We start from the raw sequence: 26,107 nt of genomic DNA, 5'->3' as shown, positions 1-26,107 counted from the left end.
TTTTTCAGACACAATGCTCCTTTTTTTGAAAATCCGCACAATAACGAATGTCGTATGTGCTTATGCCGAATCACCGGCAGCCACAATTGTCAAAGACACAACGAAAAAGCTGTTTTGTGTATGTTTGGGAAATTGACTACTTTTGTGAGTTAAATGATGCTGTAGTGCTTTTGTCGCCAATTCTTCCACGGGGATTCGCACAAACAGGAGGACTCAATCGTTTAAACTTTAGTTCGGCATGGCTGTCGTATATATATAACAGCCTCACTGCTGTCGAAATTATCAAAGGATTCATCCCCCTCAATAACTAACAAAAACATTTTGTAATCATGAAATTTGTTTCACTATTTGCATCAGCACTTGCCGTCACCGCCTTAGTCAGTGGCTGTGGCATTGTAAAAAAATCAGGCGTGACCGCATCTGATTCTAACTCAACTGTAAAAACAACTCCGGTGATCTCTAACATATCCTCATATGACGAAGCACAGATTGCTCCGCTTCTCGGAAGCTGGGCAGTCACTGCAATCAACGGCCAAAAAGTCGTCATCAACGGTGACAACCATCCCCAGATTACCTTCGAAGCTATCCCTGACGCAAAAACAGCCATAATGGTCATTGCATTCAACGGCTGCAACTACCTCAACGGCTCGTGGATCGTACAAGGAAGCAAACTCGAACCTAACGGTGAGTTCCTATCATCTCTAAAAGCGTGCAACGATGCCCCTTACGAGGCTGCCATGACAAAAGCCATAAACGATGTGAAATCCTACAGTGTTGTCGATGCAAACACGGTTGTCCTGAATTCATCGACAGGCAATACAGTCATGACTCTTCGCAAACGTAATCTGTCATTCCTTAACGGTGCATGGCAGGTTACAACAATTCAGGGCACACCTGTCCCCGCAAATACAGCCATAAAAGTCGTTATTGATATTGACGAATGCAAGATTCACGGCAACGCAGGGTGCAATATACTCAACGGTGCGATAGTGGTCAAACTTGACAAGGGTGACGGCATCGAATTCAAAGACCTCGCCACAACAAGAATGACTTGTCCCGCAATCGCTACCGAACAAGCCTTCATCCTCGCCCTCGAACAGGTTGACACCTGCGTTGAAGGGGCATCATCGGATCAGGCCATTATGAAAGGTGCAAACGGACAGCCATTGCTAACGCTGATACGAATCTCACCCGATCAGGTCGGTGAAGAATAAAGCAAACTCATTCATAATCCAGACAAACCATCTCACAAGACAAGATACGATGCAACCTGTTGACCAGCATAAGCTCATGCTAATTGACCGCGACGAGTTCAACCGCCGCATCGACCATATAAAATCACAGATGGCAGAACCGGGTATCCCGGCTCTGCTCATCTCTGATAATGCCAACAAATATTATGTGACAGGCCGTGTGTTTGACGGCTACGTCTATATTCCGCTCGAAGGCCCGGTGATTTTCTTCATACGCCGCCCCGTCGAACTTGAAGGCGACGGTGTCGTCTACATACGCAAACCGGAAGATATCGCCTCTTCAATAGGTCTAAATGTTCCTGAAGCTATCGGCCTCGAACTCGACGTGCTCCCCTATTCCACTGCCACACGTCTTAAGAATATATTTCCTGAAAGCGAGTTGAAAAACGCGTCAGGCGTAATGCGCCGTGCCCGTGCTGTAAAAACACCCGCCCAGATTGACATGATCCGCCATTCCGGCATAAAGCATGTCCATGTCTACAGCCGTATCCAGCATATCTTTCAGTCCGGAATGACCGACATGGAACTACAGGTCGAAATCGAGCGGGTCAGCCGTCTTGAAGGTTGTCTTGGTCAGTTCCGAATCAGTGGCGACTCTATGGAGCTTTACATGGGCAATGTGCTTGTCGGCGACAATGCCGACGCACCTTCCCCCTATGATTTCGCAATGGGAGGTGCGGGACTGGACCCGTCGCTGCCAGTCGGAGCATGTGGCACACCAATAAAGCCCGGCAATACAGTCATGGTCGACATGAACGGTAATTTCAACGGCTACATGACCGACATGACCCGAGTTTTTGCTTTAGGCGAAATTTCACCGCTTGCCATCGAAGCACATAAATGCTCGATTGACATCCACCGTACATTCTGCGACATGATGCGTCCCGGCGTTCTTGCCAAAGACCTCTATGCCAAGGCAGAGGAAATGGTCAAGGAACGTGGTCTATCCGCTTATTACATGGGCCACAGACAGCACGCCGGTTTCATAGGCCACGGTGTAGGCATCGAGATCAATGAGCTCCCTGTCATCGCGCCCCGCAGCCGCGACATAATAGCCGAAGGCAACGTGATAGCGCTCGAACCGAAATTTGTCATCCCCCATACCGGGGCGGTCGGTATTGAAAACACCTATGCGGTCCATGATGACCACGTGGAGTGCCTGACACCCGCTCCCGATGAGATTTCTTATTTCGACGTTTAGACAGGAAAGACTTCCGGCTAAAATCTGCCGGAAATTATTCCGGCCATTCAATATCATACAAAAGAGATGCAGTCATTAGACAAAGTAGTAACACAGCTTGACATACCGCTTTTCCATGCCATCGGTGACGCAGCCGATTCAATAGACCGCCCTTGCTATGCAGTTGGCGGATGCGTGCGCGACCTCTTTCTTGAACGTCCGTCGAAAGACATTGATTTTGTCACCGTAGGCAGTGGAATCGAACTTGCCGAAATCGTCGCTGAAAAACTCGGCAAAGGGACTCACCTGAGTGTATTCCGCAATTTCGGAACCGCACAGGTGAAACGCCGCGACATCGAACTTGAGTTCGTCGGCGCACGCCGTGAATCATACGACCGTAACTCGCGCAAACCTGTGGTCGAGGACGGCACTCTTGAAGAAGATCTCTCGCGACGCGACTTCACGGTAAACGCGCTCGCTATCCGCATCAACCGTAACGGATTCGGCGAACTCATCGACATGTTTGACGGTATTGGCGACATGGAGAAACGCATACTCCGCACCCCGCTCGACCCCGACGTCACATTCAGCGATGACCCGCTGCGCATGATGCGCGCAATCCGTTTCGCCACTCAGCTGAACTTCACCATATATCCCGAGACATTCGAGGCAATCAGACGCAACGCTCAACGCATAAAAATAATCTCACACGAGCGCATTGTCGACGAACTGATGAAAATCATGCGCTCACCACGCCCGTCGACCGGCTGGGACCTCTTGCTCAAATCGGGACTGCTTGCCCTGATTTTCCCGGAACTTTCAGCAATGAAAGGTGTGGATGTAGTCAAAGGCCGTGGCCATAAGGACAATTTCTATCACACCCTTGCCGTCCTCGACAATGTGGCGGAAAAGAGCGACAATGTGTGGCTGCGATGGGGCGCACTGATGCACGATATCGCAAAACCTGTCACAAAACGATGGGATGACAAACTCGGATGGACTTTCCACAACCACAATTTCATCGGGGCAAAAATGGTGCCGAGGATTTTCCGGCGCATGCGCTTACCTCAGGATACAAAAATGAAATACGTGGCCAAACTCGTCGAACTTCACATGCGCCCCATAGCACTGGTCGAAGACGAAGTAACCGACTCAGCCGTCCGTCGCCTCATCCATGATGCCGGCGACGACATCGAGGATCTCATGACACTGTGTGAGGCCGACATCACATCGAAGAATCAGGAAAAAGTCCGTCGCATTCTTGAGAATTTCGCTCTTGTCCGCCGAAAGATGATCGATCTTAACGAGCGTGACCATATCCGCAATTTCAAACCCCCGGTCGACGGCAACGAGATTATGGAGACGTTCGGTATAACCGGCGGTCCGGTAATCGGGACAATCAAGAGCGCCATAAAAAATGCCATCCTCGACGGAATCATCCACAATGACTATGACGAGGCTCACGCCCTGATGCTGAAGGTCGCAGCCGAACACGGACTCTATCCGGTAAGCACCGCTCCGGCCAAAACAGAGCCTGACAAGACAAATGACAACTCTAATCACGACTGATCAATGTACTATATAACCAAACGATTTGAACTTGCCGGCTGCCACCGCCTGCAACTTTCATACGAGAGCAAATGCTCGCGTCTCCACGGCCACAACTGGATTGTGACTGTCCATTGCCGTTCGCGCGAACTTAACGCCGACGGGATGGTTGTAGATTTCAGCCATATAAAGGAACGTATCACATCCTATCTCGACCACGGCAACTTCAACGAGCTGCTTCCCTTCAATCCGACAGCCGAAAACATAGCCCGATGGATATGCGAGCAGATTCCCAACTGCTACCGCGTCGACGTGCAGGAGAGCGAAGGAAATACCGCAAGCTACGAGAACGACTGAACATTTCAAGATAAACAATCATGAGCTATCGCATCAACGAGATATTCTACTCACTGCAAGGCGAAGGATACTTCACGGGGACTCCGGCTGTGTTTCTGCGTTTCAGCGGCTGCAATCTCAAATGTGGCTTCTGTGACACACGCCACGAGGAATTCACTCTTATGTCGCCGGCCGATATAATCGGAAATGTCAGCAAATTTCCCTCACGCCATATTGTAGTCACAGGTGGAGAACCGTCATTGCAACTTGACTCTCTCCTGATTGACATGCTCCACGAGGAGGGATTTTTCATCCAGATAGAAACAAACGGAACCAAGCGCCTCCCCGAAGGCATCGACTGGGTGACATGCTCGCCCAAAAGCGACGCCAAAGGCAACTGCGATGTCAAGTTGCGCCACATAGATGAACTGAAAGTCGTCTACGAAGGGCAGGATGTTGAATCTATCGCCAATTCACTCCCGGCCATGCACTATTTCCTCCAGCCATGTAGCTCACCGCACTACGAAGGAGGCTCGAACACATCAGAAACCGTCGAGTATATCCTTGCCCATCCCCACTGGAGACTCTCCTCCAGACCCACAAACTAATCGACATACAATAAGATATATAAAAAATCTGCATGATAACGACATCGTTTACAACGCAACGCTATCATGCAGATTTTCATTTCATCCGATTTCAGTCAATCATGACCTTTCGCGATATATTTTCATAGGAAATAATATATATTCCAACCGAAAGAGATGGAAGTGTCATGGAATCATTTGCCGGTCTTTCCATATAGATACATTTTCCTGTAATATCATATATCTTTAAAATCCCGGATCCCGGAATTAAATCTGTAGCCATAAGTTCAGAGCCAACTCTTTCCAGTTTCCATCCGGAATTGTCATTATCGACCAATTTTATGGATGTAACATCCGAAGAATATTCAATTTCCGCTGTCAGCAGATCGGACACCCATCCTTTAGAGTTACCGACAAGCAAATTTAATCTTGCTTTTGAATCAATGGAATTTTTCTCCAAAACATAGTCAGGGACAACTATTTCCTTACTTATAAATGACGAGTCTCCTACGCTCTCCAAATGACAGTTCTCCATACGGTCAATAAAATCATCCCACCATATTTTACACCAATCAACAGTAACAGCCGGATCATTCTTGAAAATCAAATTTTGATGTAGTGCTCCTATAGCATTATTTACAACAGTGTAATGATTCAAAAAATGATACCCCTCTTTAAGATTGGATAAATCAATTGATGTTTGAATACTATCCCCATTCATACGGATATGAGAATCAATATTGAAATCATCATCTAACCAATATATCCATTCTGAATTTCCGGCAACAGATATAGTAGCTTTTGCAGGGACATAAAACAAACTACTTAAAACCGGCCCATAGCAACCTACAGAGGACTGCAATCTATAATGCAACGTATGATAACCTTCATCACATGTACTTGCATCGATTACGAATGACACGTCAGACGAGTCATAATCAATGCGCTTAATATCTTGCATAGAATTGTCAAACCAATATTCGAATACAATACCACCAAACATATTTAACGGTGATAGCATGAAGATAGCGACAATCAATGAATACAAGTGGTTCATGATAGTTCTATTTTAATCTTCGACAACAACCTTCAAATCTATTTTCAGCTTACCGGCCGCATCTGTTTCTCGGTCTATATTACATTCTACAACACGTGGTATCGAGGGATAAGGTTTATGACCAAAACATCCGACAGGCGCTTTATATTCCCATCCTCCACTTTGTGGAATAACTATCTCTTCTTCAAAAAACGACGGAAAAGAGTCATTGATAACAGAATAATTATCCGAATCAATAAATCTTCCTTCGATGTACATAGCTAACGTTCCATCAGGAACGATATAGGAAACATTTCCATAAAGTCCACCGAAAAGCATCAAATCCCTATAGTCACTCTGTCTGTTCAGATGTAGAGCAGCCTGTGCTGTGCTTTGTCCGGTTACCATACGAGACCAATGAATAGCACAATTTCTATAGATTCCATAAGAGGCAAGTTGATTATCATAATGCTTCACCCCCCTGACATAATGCACGTTTATTTCCTCTAATGCAACATTATGAATCGTACAATATTCGAAGTTCGCCATATTATCAGGCGTATTGCCATTATGCTGCCTATAGATTTCTGATCGGCGATAACTTTCCTCAATACCTCTTGCCAATGAAAAATCATTTTGTACCGCACAATCTTCAATCAAAGTTCTCGTGTGGGTAGTATCCGCAGCGAGTGATTCTATAAAACAACGTTTTACTTTCAAATCATTAGATAGAGACATTCTTAATGTTCCCAATATGCGTAAACCACATAGAGTGACATCATCGGCTGAAACCTCTAACGAAATCAGAGATGTAGACTCTTCATTTGGATCAAAAGCATAATTTCCTATAACTGATACTGATTTTTCAATACATTCCACTGTATTAAAGTTTCCTTTAGACAACGTGATTACATCCCCGTCCTGTGCATCCTCGTATGCCTCAATGAATGATTGATACCCATAGAAAACCTTAATTCCATTATCATGCTGCAAAGTCGCGGTCAATGACTGGAATAAGCGTTGATTCCACATAAAGCAAGAAACAAAAATAAAATGATTGGCTTTCTCATAAATAATATTCACTTATCCGATAATACGTCCCTATAACCGGTATTAGAAAAAAATTAAAAAGCGCAGGACGATGTTCAGTTTATCTCAACGGAGGCATCGCCAAACGCCCAATCAGAAATAAACAGTCCACTCCCACGCCTGAACCGGATATCTACAACCCCATTCTTGCGATGGAGTTGACATACGACAAGCATGAGCGCCTTCACAGACTGCTTTTCCCTCTGATTTAAAAATTTGGCGAATTTCCGTTGAAGGACAAAGCATGAATACGCTTCACTAATAGAAAATAATTTAAAGAAAAGACTCTCTCGCCTAAATCCATGCAAATATACGCATTTAAATTGTTATTGCATGGTATAACAGACTAAAAAACAAACTTATACTTTAGATTCTACATTAATATTACTAAAGTTACAGTCGTAAATTGACTCACCTAAAGGCAGAATAGAGTATGGGACTTAATTCTAAACCAATTTTTATTTTATAGGCCGATTAATTGCCATTACTCTTTTTATATCCGTTTCTCATTATTGACCTCCACTCACTTACAAGGCATTAAATATGTCTGTTTTCAATGAACTTTATTCGAAGATTAATTATTAATTTTGTAGAGACTAATAATTTTTCGTCCAGTTATGAAATTTAACAAACTGTTTATCATAGGAGCAGTTGCCTCACTATGGCTTACTTGCGGCTGCGCAAGCCACAAGGATAACGACCATCTCGTCATTCTCCATACCAATGACACCCATTCAGCCATCGATCCGGACCGCCACGACTTGGGCGGGGTTGCCCGACGCAAGGTTTTGATTGACAGTGTGCGCGGCGAACATGAAAATGTAATGCTCGTTGATGCCGGCGATGCTGTACAAGGATCGCTCTACTACACACTGTTCGGCGGTGAAGTCGAACGCAAACTGATGAACGCCCTCGGCTATGACATCCAGATTCTCGGAAACCATGAGTTCGACAAGGGTATGGAGCAGCTTGCCAAAGAATGGAAGCAGTTAAATGCCAACCGTCTCAGCACAAACTATGATTTTACAGGCAGTGCGCTGGAAGGAATGTTCGTACCTGCTGTCATGCGTAAGGTCGGAGACAAGACAATCGGATTTATCGGAATCAACCTTGACCCCGCAGGAATTATCAGCGAAGCGAACTACAAAGGCGTAAAATATATCGACGGCATCAAGGCTGCCAATGAAGAAGCCGCCCGACTGAAGGCCGAAGGAGCAGATATGGTTATCGCCGTAACCCATATAGGCTATGACAACGAACCCGGTTATAGCGATATGGATATCGCGCGTAATTCACGCGACATTGATGTTATAATCGGTGGTCATTCCCACACGGTCGTCGATCCCAACGACACACGCAGCGGTGTCCCGACTTGGAGGGTAGCAAACGCGGCCGGTGACACAATCTCAGTATTGCAGACCGGCTCGAGCGGTGTGAATCTTGGAGAAATAGACATTGACCTCGACACCAAACAGGTCAAAGCCAGGTTGATTCCTGTCGACAAACGACTTGATGACCGCGTAAGTTCCTCTATCGAAGAAATCATCGCCCCCTACCGCCAGCAGGTGGAAGAAATGCGCTCAAAGGAAATCGGCTCATCGCCATTCGAATATGAGCGCAAGTCAAGCGAGATGCTAAATCTACTGAGTGACTTTGTAAGAACCCGTGGCTCAGAACTGTGCGGAAAACCCGCAGACCTCTCCATCATGAATAAAGGCGGTATACGCAACAGCCTCGCCGCCGGGACTATCACTCAAGGCGAAATCATAGACATCGCACCGTTCGACAATTCAATCGTAGTCATGGACATCAAGGGTAGCGACCTTCTTGAAAACTTCGGCATCATGGCCGCACAAGACGGCAACGGGGTCAGCAGCAACGTAAGCATCCTCTACGATCCGGCCACAAAGAAAATCAACAGCGCCACAATCGACGGCAAACCGATCAACCCTGACAAGACATATCGCCTCGCAACCATCGACTATCTTGCGGCAGGCAATGATTACATGGAGCCGCTGAAACGTGGAGTCATACTCTCGCGCAGTCCTGAAGTGCTCTATCAGATACTTATCGACTACATCTCTGTCGGAAAGCTCGACAACCTCCTTGCCCACCCCGACAAAACACAACGAATGAGAAGCTTCTAACAAATTCATATTATGAACGGATGGCTAACAGTCGGACTACTTGTAGTATCCAACATATTCATGACTCTCGCATGGTACGGGCAGCTGAAACTCTCGGAAATGAAAGTCATTACACCCAACACTCCCATAATCTGGATTATATTGGCATCATGGGGAGTCGCACTACTTGAATATTGCTTCATGGTACCTGCAAACCGTTACGGATTCACGCAGAACGGCGGTCAGTTCTCACTGATTCAGCTAAAGGTAATGCAAGAGGTAATATCACTGCTCGTTTTCTCGGTGTTTGCAATTGTGCTTTTCAAAGGCGAATCACTGCATTGGAATCATCTGCTCGCATTCGGTCTCCTCGTGGCGGCAGTCTATCTTGTTTTTATGGAATAATCCAAAAACCTTATAAATCAGACAGCCCTCCGAAAGTCATTTATCGACTTTCAGAGGGCTGCTCTATTACAATAGTTCGGTAAAATTTGCATATTCAATTGAATATCAATAAGATACAACAATTCAATATCGATGCAAACTATTGTGTATCAGTGCGATACAGCTATGCCTGCTCAAAAATTACCGAACTGTTGCTATTATAAATCCGTTTTGATTATACGTTATATAAATTCATCCGGCATGCCCTGCAATCAAACTCAATCCGAAGTCTCGTCTGCCCGCTGACGAGAGTCAACGGTCCTATCCAATCCTTACCGCATGATTCTTTAAGGCATTTCCCAAGTTCACGGCGCAGACAATAGCGTGTCGTCATGACTGGTTCTCCCCCCTCGCGAGATGAGCCTTTCACTATCTCAATCGCCGGAACCATATCTTTTGCTCCATGTGAAATATAGAACTCGCGCGCAAGACGGTTTGCAACATTGTCATGTACGGTAAGAGATTCACCGTAGGGCAAAGCCACATCAAATTTCTCCGGCAAACGGTAGGAATAACGATAGGTTGCCCTTGAAGCACGGTCAAGCGCGTCGAGACAGTCCCGTCGCAATGCCGTCAGGACTGATGCCGGAATAAAAAACGCCCCGGCAAGATCGACAATCCGACCCGCCCGGTAGGCCGTCCCGCCGAGTTTATCAAGTATGCGACGGCGAGGAGTCTCCTGTGGTGTTACAGCATTGTCCAAAGAAGGCACACCGGCAGTAACTGAAGCCGAGCATCCGCGTTCGTCAGTCATCTCAAGCGAAATCAATTCAGGGCTGACTACACGAAGCGCCATATCAACAGATATCGTACGCGAAGTCTTTGCTGCCTCTATACTGTCGTCAAAGCTCTTGTCTCTGTTGCGATAAAGCACCGTCCCCACAGGGATAGACTGGGGAGTGGCAGGAAAAAGCCTGTTACCGTCAACACGGTTCAGACGGAAACCGTTGAACATTCCGGCGGAATTGAAATATCCAAGTCCGTCGCCATTGACAAGATTCTCACTCAGTCTCGCTGTGATGACCTTCGGTTTGCAGTCGGTCACCACACCTACTTTGAGTCCGATAGCTTTCGGCGAAGCCATCGATGCCATTCCCTTGGCAGGAGCTTTCCCGGTTAGGAAATAAGGTGTAAATCCACGGTTGAAACTTTTGTCAAGCGAAGGATTGAAACCGAGACGCACAGCCCCGACCGACTGGCGCACATAGCGGCCACCGCTCTCGCTGACAAGACGGTCGAGAATACGGCTATAAGCGCCCACTGTATTTTTAACGTATGCCTCATCCTTCAGACGACCCTCGATTTTAAAGGAACTGACACCGGCATCAGCCATATCCGGAATAGCGGTCGAACGATTCAGATCGCGCAGTGACAGCAGATGTTTACCCTTGACAAGCACACGGCCGGTATCGTCAACAAGGTCAAAAGGCAGTCGACAGATCTGCGCGCATTCACCCCTGTTGGCACTCCGTCCGGTGGATGCGAAACTTGCACGGCAGTCACCGCTATAGCTGACACAAAGAGCGCCATGTATGAAAGCCTCAAGAGGAGTGCCGGGGACGGCTGCATGGATTTCTGAGATTTCCTTAAGCGAGAGTTCCCGGGCAAGTACAAGACGGGAGAATCCGACATCAGCAAGAAAACGGGCCTTGGCCACATCGCGGATGTCGCATTGCGTACTTGCGTGCAGCTCAATCGGCGGTATGTCCATGCGCAGGACAGCCATATCCTGAACTATAAGGGCATCGACCCCTACACGGTATAAATCACGAATCAGACGCTCGACAGAAGAAAGCTCACTGTCATAGATGACGGTATTGACCGTGGCAAAAATCTTTGCATTAAACTTATGGGCAAAATCGACCGCACGTGCAATGTCCGAGACCGAATTTGCGGCAGCATGACGTGCGCCATGACTCGATGCCCCGATATAGACCGCATCGGCCCCGGCACTTATAGCGGCAATGGCAATGTCGGCATTCCGGGCCGGAGCAAGAAGTTCAAGAGAGGTAGCGGTTATTTTGCTCATAGTTATATCGCCTAAATGTTAAACAGAGTTAAAATCATGAAGTTATGATTAAACCATCGGAGTTTTGTCGAGTCAAAAAAACATACAACGTAATAGAATTAGCTTTTTGATTATATGCTCTGCGTCGGCTCGGGAAGAGTGGCGCAGGGCACTTTTTCTTTTTCCGATTATACATTAACGTCGGAATAGGACGGATTATTGTTGGAAAACGTAGGAATACGGATATCGAAACAGAAACGTCTGAAAAGATCTGCACCTATAAATTGCAGCTCCTTTCAGACGTTCCTGTTTCTTTCCGATAAAACTCTAAAGAGTATCAAGAACCCTAATAATGGGCATTTATATAATCTTTCACCTTGCGTACGCGACGGCTGTCGCCGACAGGCTTCATCGATGCGAACGACGAACTTGACAGCCTGCGGTAATGGCCGTCTTCGGCGAGTTCGTGAAGTATCGACATAAGTTCGAGCATACGGTAAAATCCCGACTCTATTTTTGTAAGGTTATCAAGTTTGCTGAACACTCTCATGATTCCCTCACAGGTGAACGCGATGCCGTTTGAACTGTTTTCAAGCATCCGTCTGATGCTCGACAGCTGAGTCTTTGCAAGTAATTTCTCGCCAAAGAGATCCGGTGAAAATTGTATCGTTATCTCGCGTATTTTGTCACTCGTACACTCATGCTGCTCCCAGCCGTGCTCAATCCCGTTGCCGATAAGCACAAGATCATAATGTCCGAGTGTCTCGATGGAATCTCCGACCACCCGGCGCGCACCGTCGCAGTTTGAAACGAAATTCAGTTCATATTCGGCATGGCGGTGTACAGGATAAGTAAAACGGTCCTTATACCTGTCAATCAGATAAAAGCAGTCTTTTTCCGACAATGGAGTGATTTCGGTTATAATCTTATTCATGGCGGGATTTTAAAGATAACATAGAAATATAGGTAAGAGATTAAAGAATAAAGGCTGAAACCTTTTCTGCAAAGTTAAATATTAATTCCAATTATCAAAACAGACAGGCCACACCTCAACGGCGATTTTTGCACATTTGACATATCTTTGTTAAAAAAGTATCAGTTTTCACATTTACAACACTCCGTTTCGGACATTTCATGTCATTACCGCACCATAACAGACTGTTATACATCCATTGTCCTTCATGGCTGAAGATTTGCCTTTTAATTTCCGTTACATATTTATTATTAGGCGAAAAATTTGTTATTGACAAAGCGATGTCGTAATTTTGTAGAGTTTTAGCGTCATCAATCATTCACATCAACTTATTCGGAATGAAAAAATTTTTCATCTCTTTTCTCGCTACGCTCGCCGGCATCTGGTTCTCTCTGCTGCTGGCCATCTTCGGTATTTTCATTGTAGCCGCGGCGGCAATCGCCCATTCCGCAGGCTCGTCTACTGTTGACATAAAGGACAACTCCATACTCCGGATCGACCTCTCCGGCTCAATACTTGACCGACAGCCCAAAATCGATTTCATGTCCATTATCAAGGAAGAAGATAAAGGAATTACAATTCTTTCCGATATCACAGGCTCAATCGAAGCGGCTTCGACCGATGACCGCATCAAGGGAATCGTCATCAACTGCTCAGGATCAGCCGCAGGACTCGCCCAGCGTTCAGCAATCATCGAATCACTCCACAAGTTCAAGCAAACCGCTCCCGACAAATGGATTTACGCCTATGGCGATTCATACACTCAGGGCGACTATTACATAGCAAGTGCCGCCGACAGCCTTTTCATCAATCCCATAGGCTCTGTCGATGTCAGAGGTCTCTCCGCCACGACACTTTTCTTCCACAAATTCCTTGAAAAAATCGGAGTTGACGTGCAGGTTGTAAAAGTCGGCACATACAAAAGTGCCGTCGAACCGTTCATTCTCGACAATATGAGCGAACCGTCACGCGAACAGCAGCAACTCTATCTCGACAATATCTGGGAGACAATCAACTCGACGATAGCCGAGTCGAGAGGTGTCGATGTCGCAAAGGTCAACGAATGGGCCGACAATTTCATCTTCACTAAAGACCCGAAGGAATATATCGATGCCCGTATTGTCGATGCTCTCGTCTACCGTCACGAGTTTGACCAAAAACTCGCCGACCTGACAGGTCACGACAAGATCAAGGATATTGACTATGTTTCTGTTGCAGACTATGCGAAAACAGCAGATATAAGCACGGTCGGCAACGGCAAGGGTGCTGAAATCGCAATCCTTTATGCCTGCGGCGATATCACCGATGAAAGCGGCAACGGCATAGTAGCCGCCGACATGGTTCCTGAAATCCTTGATCTCGCTGAAAATGATGACATCGACGCTCTCATAATGTATGTCAACTCTCCCGGTGGCAGCGCCTTTGCGTCAGAACAGATATGGGAAGCCCTCCAACAGTTCAAGAAACTGACAGGCAAACCATTCTACGTATCAATGTCGGATTATGCAGCGTCAGGCGGTTACTACATCAGCTGTGGAGCTGACAAAATTTTCGCTCAGCCCGTGACTCTTACAGGCTCAATCGGCATCTTCGGCATGATTCCCAACGCCCACCGTCTGCTTTCCGATAAACTCGGCATAAACACAGGGACTGTCAAGACAAACGCAAACGGCAACTTCCCCTCGATAATGGATCCCATGACACCCGCTGAGGCTTCAGCCATGCAGGCATACGTAGAACGAGGCTACGACCTGTTTACAAAACGCTGCGCCGAAGGCCGTCACATCTCTCAGGACTCAATAAAGAAAATAGGCGAAGGCCGTGTCTGGGACGGACGCGAAGCACTGCGCATCGGACTTGTCGATGAACTCGGTGGCCTCGATGCCGCCATCGCAGCAATGGCAAAGCAGCTTAATGTCGAAAGCTACACCATCAGCACCTATCCGAATCCCAAACAGAAATGGTATGCTTCCATAATCGAAGCTGCAGGCAGCGACATCAAAGCCGCCATAGTCCGCAATGAGCTGGGAGAGATGTCATCGCTCTACGAAACGCTTGAGCGCGTCAAAGGCATGTCAACCCTCCAGTGCCGAATGGATTTTGTGGATGTCACTCTTTAACGACACAATCATTCTGATACAAAAGTCAAACCTCAAACTCTGAAAATTAATTGGCTCGCAGCAAATTCTTATCAATGCTTCTGCTCTATCCCATCTCGCAGCTCTACGGGATGGGGATAGCCATACGCAACAAGATGTTTGAGTATGGCATGCTGAAGCAACAGGAGTTTGACATCCCGATTGTTGTGGTCGGCAATCTTGCCATGGGAGGCACAGGCAAGACTCCACACGTCGAATATATTGTCGGATCAATGCTGGGACGATATAACATCGGAGTGCTTTCACGTGGCTATAAGCGTGCGACAAGTGGATTTGTCCTTGCCACTCCCCAGTCGCGCCCCGAGGATATAGGCGACGAATCATATCAGATATATCGAAAATTCGGCCCTGACATCACTCTTGCCGTATGCGAAAAACGCTCAGAAGGCATCAGGAAGATGCGTGAGATCAATCCAAAGCTCGACATGATTATTCTCGACGATGCGTTCCAGCACAGATATGTAAAACCATCGGCCTCTGTCATCCTCACCGAATACAACCGCCCTATATTCAAAGATAAACTCCTACCCTACGGACGTCTGCGAGAACCCTCCAGAGCTCTGAACAGAGCAGAGATAGTGGTTGTGACAAAATGTCCGCTCGGAATGAAAGCGATGGACTACCGCATCTTTGAAGAAAATCTGAAACTGTTCCCCTATCAGAAACTCTATTTTTCACGGTATAACTACGGCCATCTCGTCCCGATTTTCCCGGAGGAAGTAGCCGATATCCCGGCTCTTGACTCTCAGAATGCCGACACATCAATCCTTGTTGTCACAGGAGTGGCCAACCCAAAACCGTTTGTCCGCTATCTGCGCCGGCATAAAGCCAAAGTCCAGCTCAGACGTTTCAGAGACCATCACAACTTCAGCTCCTCCGATATGGAGGAAATCACAAACCTGTTTGACCAGCTACAAGGCAAACGAAAATTCATTGTAACGACTGAGAAAGACGCTGTACGCATACTCAACAATCCCTACTTCCCCCATCGTCTGAAACAGTCCATATTCTACGTTCCTATAAAGGTTGAATTCATAGACCGCGGAGAGCCTGATTTCACTTCCGGACTTGAAAAAACCATCCGCGACTCCCGTTTGTTTAAATCTTAGTATCCTGACTGCATCCTCATGCGCATCAGACACATGTGCATATAGTGCTTAAGCAGCCGGAAATCTATAATCATCAATATCATAAGAACCATGTTAGAACAAATCAAACAGACAGCTGATTTCCTCCGCTCGAAAGTGGATGAAATGCCTAAGACAGCTATTATCCTCGGAACCGGACTCGGTGCGCTCGTGGACCATATCGACGATAAAATCTATATTCCTTATTCAGAAATTCCTAATTTCCCGGTGTCGACTGTCGAAGGCCATAGCGGCAACCTCATCTTCGGCAAACTCGGCAACAAACTTGTCATCGCCATGCAGGGCCGTTTCCATTACTACGAAGGCTATGACATGAAACAGGTCACTTTCCCTGTTCGCGTGTTCAAGGCTCTCGGTGTCGACACTCTTTTTGTCAGCAATGCTTCAGGCGGAATGAACAAGGAATTTCAGGTAGGCGACGTGATGACTATCACCGACCACATCAACCTCTTCCCCGAATCACCTCTCCGTGGCAAGAACTATAACGAGCTGGGCACTCGCTTCCCTGCTATGACAAACGCCTATGACAAAGAGCTAATGAGTCTTGCCGACAAGATTGCCGAAGAAAAGGGCATACGCCTGATGCACGGCGTATATGTAGGTGTCACAGGCCCTACTTTCGAGACCCCTGCCGAATATGAATTCTACCGCATCATCGGCGGTGACTGTGTCGGTATGTCAACAGTCCCGGAAGTCATTGTCGCAAACCATGCAGGAATGCGTGTCTACGGCATATCGGTCATCACCGACCTCGGTGGCAAAGATGTAACCCAAGTCCCGACCCACGAGGAAGTACAGCAAGCCGCTCTCATCGCACAGCCCAAGTGCCTCGAAATCATGAAGGAACTTGTCAACCGTTGCTGATACCTGTCTGAAAAGATAAAATAACCATAAGGCCACCGCATGCGGTGGCCTTATTCCGAATCATCACCTATATAGAATCTGCTCAATATGGAAATTTCCGAATTAGGCGAATTTGGTCTTATCGACCGTCTCACAGCCGGGCTCAAACCGGTCAACAGCTCAACCGTAAAAGGTGTCGGCGATGACTGCGCGATTTTACGCAACCGCGAGACTGACATTCTCGTCACGACAGACCTCCTGCTCGAAGGAGTCCACTTCGATCTAACATACGTCCCACTCAAGCATCTCGGTTATAAATCAGCTATAGTAAACTTTTCAGATGTCTACGCAATGAACGGCACACCTCGCCAGATTACCGTTTCTCTTGGCATCTCGAAACGTTTCACAGTCGAACATATCGAGGAACTTTTCGCCGGCATACGTCTTGCCTGCGAAATCTACGGTGTGGATCTCGTCGGAGGCGACACGACATCTTCACGTCAAGGGCTGGTAATTTCCATCACATGTATAGGTGAAGCCCCTGCCGACAAAGTCGTAAGCCGTTCGGGAGCGAAAGATACGGACTTGATCTGCGTTTCAGGCGACCTCGGAGCCGCCTATATGGGACTCCAGCTTCTCGAACGCGAGAAAATTGCATCAGCCGGACAAAAAGATTTCATTCCGAAGTTCGAAGGCAAGGAATATCTTGTCGAACGCCAGCTGAAGCCCGAAGCTCGCCGTGATATCATCGAAGAGCTTGCCAAGGCTGGAATCGTCCCGACCGCCATGATGGATGTCAGCGACGGCCTGAGTTCAGAACTGTTGCATATATGCAAGCAGAGCAATGTCGGATGCCGTGTGTATGAAGATCGAATACCTATCGACTATCAGACCGCCATCATGGCTGAGGAACTCGGTATGAACCTCGTGACAGCCGCCTTGAACGGAGGAGAAGACTACGAACTCCTGTTCACTGTCCCGCTACATTATCACGAACAGATAGAGAAACTGCCCGACGTAAAACTGATCGGCCACATAACCAAAGCCGATCTCGGATGTGCCATGATCACCCGTGACGGTACTGAAATACCACTCCGCGCCCAAGGCTGGAATCCCCTCGCCGCCGAATAACAGAATTATTCTTAAAACGTAAGCATTGCTTTCAACGTGAGACATATACGTGAGAGCGGTGCTTATGTTTTATCGTCCGACCATGTTCGCTTCACTCATCGGCAGGAATCTCATTTTCCCGTCCGTCTGACTTTCTTCCCCTTAGACTTCTTTGACATCGTTTCTTTTCTGAACTTCCGCCAGTTATTATTCATGTTTCTATGCGACTTTACCAATGTAATCCCCGTCACCTCCTTCAGTAACAATAGCACCCGTCGCCCGAAATGATAATTTCTGTTGCCTGTATGAGGGCTGATAAGCCTGACATCAGGTGCGACATTCAGCCTCACACCACCTTTATCAATCATACCGACACGTCTGACAAGCTCCTGTATCGGAGGCTGAATCTCCGGAGCTTCCTTGAGGATGTACATTCCGATTTCATCAGCGCCGAAATTATGTTTTTCCCATTCCTTTGCCTCTTTTACAGTGATGTATTCCTTATCAATCATATACACTTCACCGTAAGTGGTCACAAAAAACGGCTCGTCGATGTTATTGAACCTGAACATATCATGGCCTCTGCCTCTTGACTCGATATTAAATGAATAGCCTGTCAGATCCTTGTTTGACACAGCATCTCCGGCCAAATTATCATAGTTAAACCTCACACGGAAATTTTCAAAATCAAGATTATCCTTGAAAAAAGCCGAAAGGTTCGGAATCCACTTCCGCCCGACTGTATCAGCAAGCACATCCACATCTACAGTCATCCTGTCGTTGTTTCTAATCCAGATTTCCGATGGGCCATACCTGCCTCTGAGAGTATCCGCCCCGCATTCCAGACTGTTCAATGCCGTTGGTATTTTAACACATGTCTTCACTCCCAACCAGTCAGACCATGAAAAATGATGGACACACTCGTCGCTCACACTGTCAAGCCCCTCGGCATTGGTAAACCGATAATAAGACCTGCTCTTTATCACCCTTGGCATAGACCATCCTCTAAACCGGATCTTTTCATCAGGCAGCAACATATAGTCAACCATCTTTTCCCGGAACAGAAACACGGTATCGGTATATGTGCTCAGCTTCGAATATTCACGCATATAGGCCAATACATGCAACACCTTGTGCTGACGCGATTCAATTACAACTTCCGGAAGTTCGGTTATACATTCACGAAGGAAAATTGTGTCAGAATCTATCGATCTGACGACTTTTTCCTCATAGCCAAGACATCGTAATGTCAATGGATAGCTGCCGGAAGATACATAAGGAATTGTCCCGCTCCTGCCACACATCCCTATAATATTGCCATCACGGTCAAATACAGAAGTTCCTGACAGCGGCATTCCGTTAGCAGAGTCTGCCACAACGGCATGACGCACCTGCCCCTTTACATCAAGGAGAGAGAAAAGAAAAATCAGGACTAACGTGACATAGCGTGACATATCCACTACCGAAACTTTGCGTTATCAGGCAAAAATACAATAAATAACCGAAGTTGTCCTAACTTCCATGGCGAAAATACGACACGTCTGCTACAAAAGCGCCAAAATGAGGGGTAGCATCCGGTGAAACATCCGGGTCAATTTTATACCGACGGATTTTAAACTATTTTATGGTTATGACAGTTAAACCTTTTAGATAATAATCGTTCCAATCTATAGAATATATGATTTTATCTACCATTAACTGACAAAAACCAATGAAAAGAATTCTACGCAACATATCGCTGGCACTCCTTTGCGGCGCACTTGCAATGCCCGTGGTTTCAGCTCAAGGCCGACATGAAGGCGTAACGAACGGAGGCCGGGGAGGCCACCTCGAACGCACGAACAACAATTCGCGTCCAAGCCGTGGAAATGACCGCAATCACAACACAAATTCAAATCGAGGAAATTCCAGCCATAATAATAATTCACACCGTCCGAACACCCGTCCCGGAAACAACGGCTCGACAAATAACCGTCCGGCCTCAACCGGAACACGTCCCGGAATTACCGGCACACCGGGCAACAACAAACATCCCGAGCAAGGCACTATCGGCAACGGTGGTTCAAACTCCCGTCCGGGACATAACACCGGAACTCGTCCCGGTATAAATAACAATCCGAATCGCCCCAACCACGGAAACAACAGCAATAATAACCGTCCTGACAATGGCAATAGCCACAATAGACCCGGTATAAATGACCAGCACCGTCCCGGAAACGGAAATAATGGATTGAATCCTGGCAACCGGCCGAATGACAATAATCACCGGCCTGAAGGAATACGCCCCGGACACAACAACCGTCCGAACGCCGGCCGTCCGGGGATTAACGAGCAACGTCCCGAGCACAACACCAAACCAAACAGACCCGGAAACCAACACGGCCACCGACCTGTGATCAATCCCGGCCACCGCCCCGGAGTGAGACCCGGAAACGGCCATGTGGCAGCCCGGCCACCGATGATGGCACCTCCTCACCGTCCCTACCGTCCGCCGATGATACGCCCGCATCACCGTCCCATGCCCCCAAGAGGATGGCGTCCGGCAGGACGCATACCGGTCATACGCGGAATCCTTGGCCTGACATTCGGTACAGCTATAAATCTGTCACTCGACTATCTGTTCAACGCCGGATATACCGTCGACGGATATACCGACAATGTGGTCTACCTGCGTAATGTCTCAGCCCTGAACTACGTGTGGACTGATGCCGCTCTCTACTACGGGAACTCAGGTCTCGATGTCTCATCGTTCTACTACTCAACCCCTGTATACGACCTCGCCCGCTACAACAAAGTCTACAACTCCCTCGTCGCCACTTATGGCATGCCGATTTCTGTAAACAATACGGTCGGTTCAATCGGCGCAACATGGTTTGGCGGAAACAACGGGTACATCACACTGACATTCGGACAGAACAACATCGGTCCGGGCATACGATATCTGACAACACTTACATTCGGAATGTAAACCAAGACTTACAGCCAGACTATCCTACCGCATAACAGAGCCCGGCCTCACTTCACGGCATCGGCAATCATTTGCTGAAACCAAGGAAGTGAGGCCGGGCTCTGTTATAATATATCCGGAGTCCTACTGGTGAGACACCTTATAGTAAAGATAGATGGCGATTATTGAATAAAGAATATTCGGAATCCACATCGCTACCATCGGAGACGTATAGCCCGAAACTGCAAAAGTCGAAGTCACAGTCATAAAAAGGATATAACTGAAACTGAGCACAAGACCTATACCGATATTGACACCCATTCCACCCTTTATCTTACGCGATGAAAGAGACATACCTATGACTGTAAGGATGAATGCAGCGGCGGTCATGGCATAGCGCTTGTGGTTTTCAATCTCAAACGACTTTATGTTTGCCACTCCACGCTCTTTCTGACGCGATATGTATTCACGTAGAGCGGGAGAAGTCATGGTCTCATGGTCATTTTTTGAAATCAGAAAATCACGGGGCTCAATAGGTATGACAGTGTCCAGACGTGCACCGCGACGTATTTTTTCTCGCTGCCCGTCGAAATCACGTATCATATAGTCGCGCACCGTCCAGCGGTGAAGAGTGTCCCAGCGGATGGTCTGAGCCGTCAGACGTGACACAAGCTTCTTATCCTCAAACGACTCAAGAGAAAACTTATAGCCGGTCTTGCTCGTGTTGTCATAACGCGACATATATGCAATCTCACCCTTGGCCACCTGAAGCTGAATATTCGTACCGTAGTCGACTCTCTTGTTCTTGACATAAGTGTTGGTGTATTCTATTCGCTCAACATTGGCGGGAGGGATTATATAGGCGCTGAGTATATAGGTCACGATAGCTATAACCGTGGCGCTTACCATGTAGGGACGCAGCAATCGCCGGTAGCTCATTCCAGTCGAGAGCATAGCGATGATTTCAGAATTATCGGCAAGTTTCGACGTGAAAAAGATTACAGCGATGAAGGTGAAGAGCGGACTGAACTGGTTGGCGAAGTAAGGGAGAAAGTTGAGAAAATAATCAAACACCGTCGCCTTCAGCGGTGCCTTAAGAAAGGCATCAAGTTTTTCGTTGATGTCAAACATGATTGTGATTGCCAGAATGAGGGCAATCGCAAAAACGTAAGTTCCAAGGAACTTCTTGATTATATACCAGTCAAGAATCTTCACGTGGGTGCGTTGATTTTAACAGCTTCTAAAATGACAGTTATTAATTTATCATGAGGGGTCAGAGACGACGGGTGACACATTCGAGCATCTCCCGTTTCCACGGCTTGAAATCACTGGCAAGTATATGCTTGCGGGCTTCTCCGACGAGCCACAGGTAGAACGCGAGGTTATGTATCGAAGCTATCTGCATGGCAAGAATCTCGTCGGCGATGAACAGGTGACGCAGATATGCCTTTGAATAGGTCACGTCGACATAGCTCGGGCCGTCTTCCTGAATAGGCGAGAAATCGTCGGCCCACTTCTTGTTGCGCATGTTCATGATGCCGTGGCGCGTGAAAAGCATGCCGTTGCGGCCGTTGCGGGTAGGCATCACGCAGTCAAACATGTCGACACCTCTGTCGATTCCCTCAAGGATGTTGGCCGGAGTGCCGACACCCATCAGATAGCGCGGACGGTCCTTGGGGAGAATCTCGTTGACAACCTCAATCATGTCATACATGACTTCGGCAGGTTCGCCTACGGCAAGACCGCCGATGGCATTGCCGTCAGCCCCAAGATCGGCTACGAATTTCGCTGATTCACGACGCAGGTCGGGATAAGTGACACCCTGCACAATCGGGAAGTATGCCTGTGAGTAGCCATACTTTCCCTCTGTCTCCTTATAGCGTTTCCATCCACGGGAAAGCCAGCGGTGGGTGAGGTCAAGCGACTTTCGGGCATAGCTGTAGTCGGCTGTTCCGGGAGGACACTCATCAAGCGCCATCATTATGTCAGCGCCTATCGAACGCTCTATATCCACCACCCTTTCAGGTGTGAAGAGATGTTTCGAACCATCGATGTGCGACCTGAACCACGCCCCTTCTTCTGTCAGCTTGCGGTTTGCCGACAGCGAAAATACCTGAAAGCCTCCGCTGTCGGTAAGAATCGGGCGTTCCCAGCCGTTGAACTTGTGGAGACCTCCGGCTTTTTCAAGAATCTCGATTCCGGGACGGAGATAGAGATGATAGGTGTTTCCAAGGATAATCTGAGCCTTGATATCATCGCGGAGTTCATGCTGATGAACCGCCTTCACACTTCCGAGAGTGCCGACAGGCATGAAAATCGGAGTCCGGATTTCTCCGTGGTCTGTCGTGATGACACCGGCGCGGGCTGCGGAGTCCGGCGCGGTCGCTTCTAACTTAAAATCCATATCAGGGACGCACTTCGTAATAAGGTATGTCGACAAGCTTTACGTCGAACACAAGTGTCGAATAAGGCAGAATAGCACCTGAACCCGACGAACCGTAGGCGAGCTTGTAAGGGATAACGATACGGGCACTGTCGCCGACACGCATGTTCATGAGCGCGATTGTCCAGCCCTGAATGACAGAACCCGGAGTAGTCGTAAAGATGCTGTCGGTGTTGGTATATGACGAGTCAAATGCAACTCCGTTATACAGACGTCCGATATATTTCACATCGACTGTCGATGTCAGAAGCGGAGTGAGATTTCCCTCAGTCTTGCTGCGGTCATTAAGATAACGCATGAGTATCTGGGCTGAAGGATTCCACGACGGAGTAACTGTCTGATAGACGTTTTCACCGTCCTCCATCATGAAGCGCTGCTCGTCGAAGAATTCCTCATTGGCTATTCGCCATTCCTTATAATCTGACCAGACATTATCATCGTCGCAGGATGTTGTGATGACTGCTCCAAGGCTTGCAAGGAGAAATATGGCAAAGATTGATCTGAATTTAGACATCTGCTTAGTTTAGAATTTCACTTCGGGGGCACGCTGAGCCGACTCATCGGCCTTGAACTGAGGCTGAGACTCAAAGCCGAACCATCCGGCGTAAATGTTTGTGGGGAATTTCTTGATTGATGTGTTATAATCGGCAACGACCTGAGTGTAACGTCCGCGTGCAGTGGCAATGCGGTTTTCAGTACCCTCAAGCTGCACCTGAAGGTCGCGGAAATTCTCGTTTGCCTTCAGATCGGGATACGCTTCAGAGACAGCAAGAAGCGATTTGAGCGCGCCTGTCAGCTGATTTTGTGCAGCCTGAAACTTTGCAAGCGTCTCTTCATTGAGGTCTTCGGCGTTAATGTTGACCGATGTAGCAGCAGCGCGTGCCTGTGTAACCTTTTCGAGCGTTTCGCTCTCATGTGTGGCATAGCCCTTGACTGTCGCCACAAGGTTAGGAATAAGATCGGCACGGCGCTGATATTGGTTCTGCACCTCAGCCCATGACTGCTCTACACCCTGCTTTTTCTCTACAAGAGAATTATAGTTACATGACGACAGCGTCGGAAGCATGCACACGATGAGCAATAATAGTTTGAAAGTTTTCATTTTAGGGGAGTTAAAGGAGTGATTTGTTTTTTTGAGATTGCAGGGACACGCCTTAGCGCATCCCTGCATTTATGGTATTCGGAGAATATCCGTCAGCATTAAGCGAGCTTGCGAAGAAGCGCGTTGAGCGACACCTCATCGTGGATGAGCTTGTGGAGATCCTCGATCTTCACGCGCTTCTGCTCCATTGAGTCGCGTTCGCGGAGAGTGACGGTGTTGTCTTCGAGAGTCTGATGGTCGACAGTGATGCAGAAAGGAGTTCCGATTGCATCCTGACGGCGGTAACGCTTGCCGATAGAATCTTTTTCCTCATAGTGGGTGGCGAAATCAAACTTAAGCTCGTTGACAATCTCGCGGGCCTTGTCGGGCAGACCGTCCTTGCGGACGAGAGGCATCACGGCACACTTCACAGGCGCGAGGGGGGCGGGAAGGTGGAGAACGACGCGCTTGTCGCCGCCTTCAAGCTCCTGCTCCTCGTATGACGAGCAAAGAACACTGAGGAACATACGGTCGACACCGATTGATGTCTCGATGACGTAGGGAGTATAGCTTTCGTTTAGCTCGGGATCGAAATACTGTATTTTCTTGCCTGAGAATTTCTCGTGCTGCGAGAGGTCGAAGTTTGTGCGCGAATGTATACCCTCCACTTCCTTGAAACCGAATGGCATCTGGAACTCGATGTCGGTGGCAGCGTTGGCATAGTGAGCGAGCTTCTCGTGGTCATGGTAGCGATACTTCTCATCGCCGAGACCGAGAGCCTTGTGCCAGCGAAGACGGAACTGCTTCCAGTTGTTGAACCATTCCATCTCTGTGCCGGGGCGCACGAAGAACTGCATCTCCATCTGTTCGAACTCACGCATGCGGAAGATGAACTGACGGGCCACAATCTCGTTGCGGAACGCCTTGCCGATCTGGGCGATACCAAAGGGGATGCGCATACGGCCGGTCTTCTGCACGTTGAGGTAGTTGACAAAGATACCCTGAGCTGTTTCAGGACGGAGATAAACAGTCATCGCTCCGTCAGCGGTCGAGCCCATCTCGGTCTTGAACATGAGGTTGAACTGACGCACCTCGGTCCAGTTCTTAGTGCCTGAAATCGGGCATACAATCTCCTCGTCGATAATAATCTGACGGAGCTCGTCGAGATTTCCGTCATTCATCGCAGTAGCGAAACGCTCATGGAGGGCATCGCGCTTGGCTGTGTGTTCGAGTACGCGGGGATTTGTCTGGCGGAACATGGCTTCGTCAAAGCTATCGCCGAAACGTTTGGCGGCCTTAGCCACTTCCTTTTCGATTTTTTCTTCAATTTTGGCGATCTGCTCTTCAATGAGTACATCGGCACGGTAACGCTTCTTCGAATCCTTGTTGTCAATCAGCGGGTCATTGAACGCGTCGACGTGACCCGAAGCCTTCCAGATGGTCGGGTGCATGAAGATGGCAGAGTCGATACCCACGATGTTCTCGTGGAGGAGGGTCATCGAATCCCACCAATAGCGCTTGATGTTGTTTTTAAGCTCTACGCCGTTCTGACCGTAGTCATAGACGGCTGAAAGGCCATCGTAAATCTCGCTTGACTGAAACACGAAGCCATACTCCTTGGCATGGCTTACTATTTTCTTGAAAACGTCTTCTTGTGTTGCCATTTCGGTTTATGTAATGGAAATGAATTATATTCTGATTTATGAAAGAGTTAATCCTCTTGGAATGTGCAAAGTTAATAAAAAAATCCGAATCATAGCCACTTATACCACGCCTATCACCCCCACACCTCAGAA

At 47.8% G+C, this 26,107-nt stretch carries 21 protein-coding genes and 1 pseudogene; 12 read left to right on the top strand and 10 right to left on the bottom strand.

Features of this window, described 5'->3' with window-relative positions:
- Nucleotides 1-329 precede the first annotated feature (329 nt).
- The 5 genes and pseudogenes from E7747_RS08350 to E7747_RS08330 all read left to right on the top strand — a co-directional run bounded on the left by E7747_RS08350 (nt 330) and on the right by E7747_RS08330 (nt 4,939).
- The gene (locus E7747_RS08350; RefSeq protein ID WP_123615128.1) at nt 330-1,214 is read left to right on the top strand and encodes an META domain-containing protein; all 885 of its coding nucleotides are present in this window, start codon (nt 330-332) and stop codon (nt 1,212-1,214) included.
- Nucleotides 1,204-2,454, top strand: a complete 1,251-nt coding sequence (locus E7747_RS08345; RefSeq protein ID WP_228449111.1) for a M24 family metallopeptidase — start codon at nt 1,204-1,206, stop codon at nt 2,452-2,454. Before E7747_RS08350 ends, E7747_RS08345 begins: the two co-directional genes overlap by 11 nt.
- A gap of 66 nt (nt 2,455-2,520) precedes the next feature.
- Nucleotides 2,521-4,002 (top strand): CCA tRNA nucleotidyltransferase, encoded by a 1,482-nt coding sequence (locus E7747_RS08340; protein WP_136415350.1) that lies wholly within the window; start codon nt 2,521-2,523, stop codon nt 4,000-4,002.
- A gap of 3 nt (nt 4,003-4,005) precedes the next feature.
- Entirely contained in the window at nt 4,006-4,338 is a 333-nt protein-coding gene (locus E7747_RS08335) for a 6-pyruvoyl trahydropterin synthase family protein (RefSeq protein ID WP_123615130.1), read from the top strand.
- Nucleotides 4,339-4,358: 20 nt separating this feature from the next.
- A pseudogene (locus E7747_RS08330) lies at nt 4,359-4,939 on the top strand (7-carboxy-7-deazaguanine synthase QueE).
- A gap of 77 nt (nt 4,940-5,016) precedes the next feature.
- On the opposite strand, the gene E7747_RS08325 reads toward E7747_RS08330, so the two are convergent.
- Nucleotides 5,017-5,961, bottom strand: a complete 945-nt coding sequence (locus E7747_RS08325) for a hypothetical protein (RefSeq protein ID WP_136415348.1) — start codon at nt 5,959-5,961, stop codon at nt 5,017-5,019.
- A 12-nt stretch (nt 5,962-5,973) separates the two neighbouring features.
- Nucleotides 5,974-7,023, bottom strand: coding sequence for a hypothetical protein (locus E7747_RS08320; RefSeq protein ID WP_136415346.1), 1,050 nt, complete (start codon nt 7,021-7,023; stop codon nt 5,974-5,976).
- A 623-nt stretch (nt 7,024-7,646) separates the two neighbouring features.
- Between E7747_RS08320 and E7747_RS08315 the strand changes: the two genes are divergently transcribed.
- Together E7747_RS08315 and E7747_RS08310 are read left to right on the top strand one after the other, a co-directional pair.
- Nucleotides 7,647-9,176, top strand: coding sequence for a bifunctional metallophosphatase/5'-nucleotidase (locus tag E7747_RS08315; RefSeq protein ID WP_136415344.1), 1,530 nt, complete (start codon nt 7,647-7,649; stop codon nt 9,174-9,176).
- Nucleotides 9,177-9,188: 12 nt separating this feature from the next.
- Nucleotides 9,189-9,560 carry a DMT family protein gene (locus E7747_RS08310; protein WP_123615133.1) on the top strand — a complete coding sequence of 124 codons (372 nt, stop codon included), beginning with the start codon at nt 9,189-9,191 and terminating at the stop codon, nt 9,558-9,560.
- 214 nt (nt 9,561-9,774) lie between these two features.
- Here E7747_RS08310 and E7747_RS08305 read toward each other — a convergent pair whose 3' ends face one another.
- Entirely contained in the window at nt 9,775-11,628 is a 1,854-nt protein-coding gene (locus tag E7747_RS08305; RefSeq protein WP_136415342.1) for a peptidase U32 family protein, read from the bottom strand.
- 325 nt (nt 11,629-11,953) lie between these two features.
- The gene (locus E7747_RS08300) at nt 11,954-12,541 is read right to left on the bottom strand and encodes a cupin domain-containing protein (RefSeq protein WP_123615135.1); all 588 of its coding nucleotides are present in this window, start codon (nt 12,539-12,541) and stop codon (nt 11,954-11,956) included.
- Nucleotides 12,542-12,918: 377 nt separating this feature from the next.
- Between E7747_RS08300 and sppA the strand changes: the two genes are divergently transcribed.
- From sppA to thiL, 4 genes are all read left to right on the top strand, one after another.
- Entirely contained in the window at nt 12,919-14,700 is a 1,782-nt protein-coding gene (gene sppA / locus E7747_RS08295) for a signal peptide peptidase SppA (RefSeq protein ID WP_136415340.1), read from the top strand.
- A gap of 74 nt (nt 14,701-14,774) precedes the next feature.
- Complete coding sequence (gene lpxK, locus E7747_RS08290) at nt 14,775-15,848, top strand: tetraacyldisaccharide 4'-kinase (RefSeq protein WP_123615138.1); 1,074 nt, start codon at nt 14,775-14,777, stop codon at nt 15,846-15,848.
- A gap of 90 nt (nt 15,849-15,938) precedes the next feature.
- The gene (locus tag E7747_RS08285) at nt 15,939-16,751 is read left to right on the top strand and encodes a purine-nucleoside phosphorylase (RefSeq protein WP_123615139.1); all 813 of its coding nucleotides are present in this window, start codon (nt 15,939-15,941) and stop codon (nt 16,749-16,751) included.
- 87 nt (nt 16,752-16,838) lie between these two features.
- Nucleotides 16,839-17,861 carry a thiamine-phosphate kinase gene (thiL, locus tag E7747_RS08280; RefSeq protein ID WP_136415338.1) on the top strand — a complete coding sequence of 341 codons (1,023 nt, stop codon included), beginning with the start codon at nt 16,839-16,841 and terminating at the stop codon, nt 17,859-17,861.
- A 110-nt stretch (nt 17,862-17,971) separates the two neighbouring features.
- Here the strand turns inward: thiL and E7747_RS08275 are convergent, their stop codons facing one another.
- Complete coding sequence (locus E7747_RS08275) at nt 17,972-19,294, bottom strand: carboxypeptidase-like regulatory domain-containing protein (protein WP_136415336.1); 1,323 nt, start codon at nt 19,292-19,294, stop codon at nt 17,972-17,974.
- Nucleotides 19,295-19,551: 257 nt separating this feature from the next.
- Between E7747_RS08275 and E7747_RS08270 the strand changes: the two genes are divergently transcribed.
- Nucleotides 19,552-20,808: a hypothetical protein gene (locus tag E7747_RS08270; RefSeq protein ID WP_136415334.1), complete on the top strand. Its 1,257-nt coding sequence runs from the start codon at nt 19,552-19,554 to the stop codon at nt 20,806-20,808.
- 123 nt (nt 20,809-20,931) lie between these two features.
- Here E7747_RS08270 and E7747_RS08265 read toward each other — a convergent pair whose 3' ends face one another.
- The 5 genes from E7747_RS08265 to E7747_RS08245 form a co-directional block, all read right to left on the bottom strand.
- Nucleotides 20,932-22,002, bottom strand: coding sequence for an LptF/LptG family permease (locus E7747_RS08265; RefSeq protein ID WP_123615143.1), 1,071 nt, complete (start codon nt 22,000-22,002; stop codon nt 20,932-20,934).
- Between the two features lie 58 nt (nt 22,003-22,060).
- The gene (tgt, locus tag E7747_RS08260; protein WP_136415332.1) at nt 22,061-23,191 is read right to left on the bottom strand and encodes a tRNA guanosine(34) transglycosylase Tgt; all 1,131 of its coding nucleotides are present in this window, start codon (nt 23,189-23,191) and stop codon (nt 22,061-22,063) included.
- A 1-nt stretch (nt 23,192) separates the two neighbouring features.
- Nucleotides 23,193-23,744 (bottom strand): FKBP-type peptidyl-prolyl cis-trans isomerase, encoded by a 552-nt coding sequence (locus E7747_RS08255; protein WP_136415330.1) that lies wholly within the window; start codon nt 23,742-23,744, stop codon nt 23,193-23,195.
- A 9-nt stretch (nt 23,745-23,753) separates the two neighbouring features.
- Nucleotides 23,754-24,332: a LemA family protein gene (locus E7747_RS08250; RefSeq protein ID WP_123615199.1), complete on the bottom strand. Its 579-nt coding sequence runs from the start codon at nt 24,330-24,332 to the stop codon at nt 23,754-23,756.
- Between the two features lie 98 nt (nt 24,333-24,430).
- Nucleotides 24,431-25,975: a glycine--tRNA ligase gene (locus E7747_RS08245; protein WP_123615146.1), complete on the bottom strand. Its 1,545-nt coding sequence runs from the start codon at nt 25,973-25,975 to the stop codon at nt 24,431-24,433.
- Nucleotides 25,976-26,107: the final 132 nt, after the last annotated feature.

The organism is Duncaniella dubosii (assembly GCF_004803915.1).
In the GTDB taxonomy this organism is placed as follows: domain Bacteria; phylum Bacteroidota; class Bacteroidia; order Bacteroidales; family Muribaculaceae; genus Duncaniella; species Duncaniella dubosii.
This window is presented reverse-complemented; position numbering and strand designations above follow the sequence as displayed.

Coding starts and splice junctions, on each gene's coding strand:
- E7747_RS08350 (WP_123615128.1), top strand. CDS start 330: ATGAAATTTGTTTCACTATTTGCATCAGCACTTGCCGTCACCGCCTTA.
- E7747_RS08340 (WP_136415350.1), top strand. CDS start 2,521: ATGCAGTCATTAGACAAAGTAGTAACACAGCTTGACATACCGCTTTTC.
- E7747_RS08335 (WP_123615130.1), top strand. CDS start 4,006: ATGTACTATATAACCAAACGATTTGAACTTGCCGGCTGCCACCGCCTG.
- E7747_RS08325 (WP_136415348.1), bottom strand. CDS start 5,961: ATGAACCACTTGTATTCATTGATTGTCGCTATCTTCATGCTATCACCG.
- E7747_RS08315 (WP_136415344.1), top strand. CDS start 7,647: ATGAAATTTAACAAACTGTTTATCATAGGAGCAGTTGCCTCACTATGG.
- E7747_RS08310 (WP_123615133.1), top strand. CDS start 9,189: ATGAACGGATGGCTAACAGTCGGACTACTTGTAGTATCCAACATATTC.
- E7747_RS08305 (WP_136415342.1), bottom strand. CDS start 11,628: ATGAGCAAAATAACCGCTACCTCTCTTGAACTTCTTGCTCCGGCCCGG.
- E7747_RS08300 (WP_123615135.1), bottom strand. CDS start 12,541: ATGAATAAGATTATAACCGAAATCACTCCATTGTCGGAAAAAGACTGC.
- sppA (WP_136415340.1), top strand. CDS start 12,919: ATGAAAAAATTTTTCATCTCTTTTCTCGCTACGCTCGCCGGCATCTGG.
- lpxK (WP_123615138.1), top strand. CDS start 14,775: ATGCTTCTGCTCTATCCCATCTCGCAGCTCTACGGGATGGGGATAGCC.
- E7747_RS08285 (WP_123615139.1), top strand. CDS start 15,939: ATGTTAGAACAAATCAAACAGACAGCTGATTTCCTCCGCTCGAAAGTG.
- thiL (WP_136415338.1), top strand. CDS start 16,839: ATGGAAATTTCCGAATTAGGCGAATTTGGTCTTATCGACCGTCTCACA.
- E7747_RS08275 (WP_136415336.1), bottom strand. CDS start 19,294: ATGTCACGCTATGTCACGTTAGTCCTGATTTTTCTTTTCTCTCTCCTT.
- E7747_RS08270 (WP_136415334.1), top strand. CDS start 19,552: ATGAAAAGAATTCTACGCAACATATCGCTGGCACTCCTTTGCGGCGCA.
- tgt (WP_136415332.1), bottom strand. CDS start 23,191: ATGGATTTTAAGTTAGAAGCGACCGCGCCGGACTCCGCAGCCCGCGCC.
- E7747_RS08255 (WP_136415330.1), bottom strand. CDS start 23,744: ATGTCTAAATTCAGATCAATCTTTGCCATATTTCTCCTTGCAAGCCTT.
- E7747_RS08250 (WP_123615199.1), bottom strand. CDS start 24,332: ATGAAAACTTTCAAACTATTATTGCTCATCGTGTGCATGCTTCCGACG.
- E7747_RS08245 (WP_123615146.1), bottom strand. CDS start 25,975: ATGGCAACACAAGAAGACGTTTTCAAGAAAATAGTAAGCCATGCCAAG.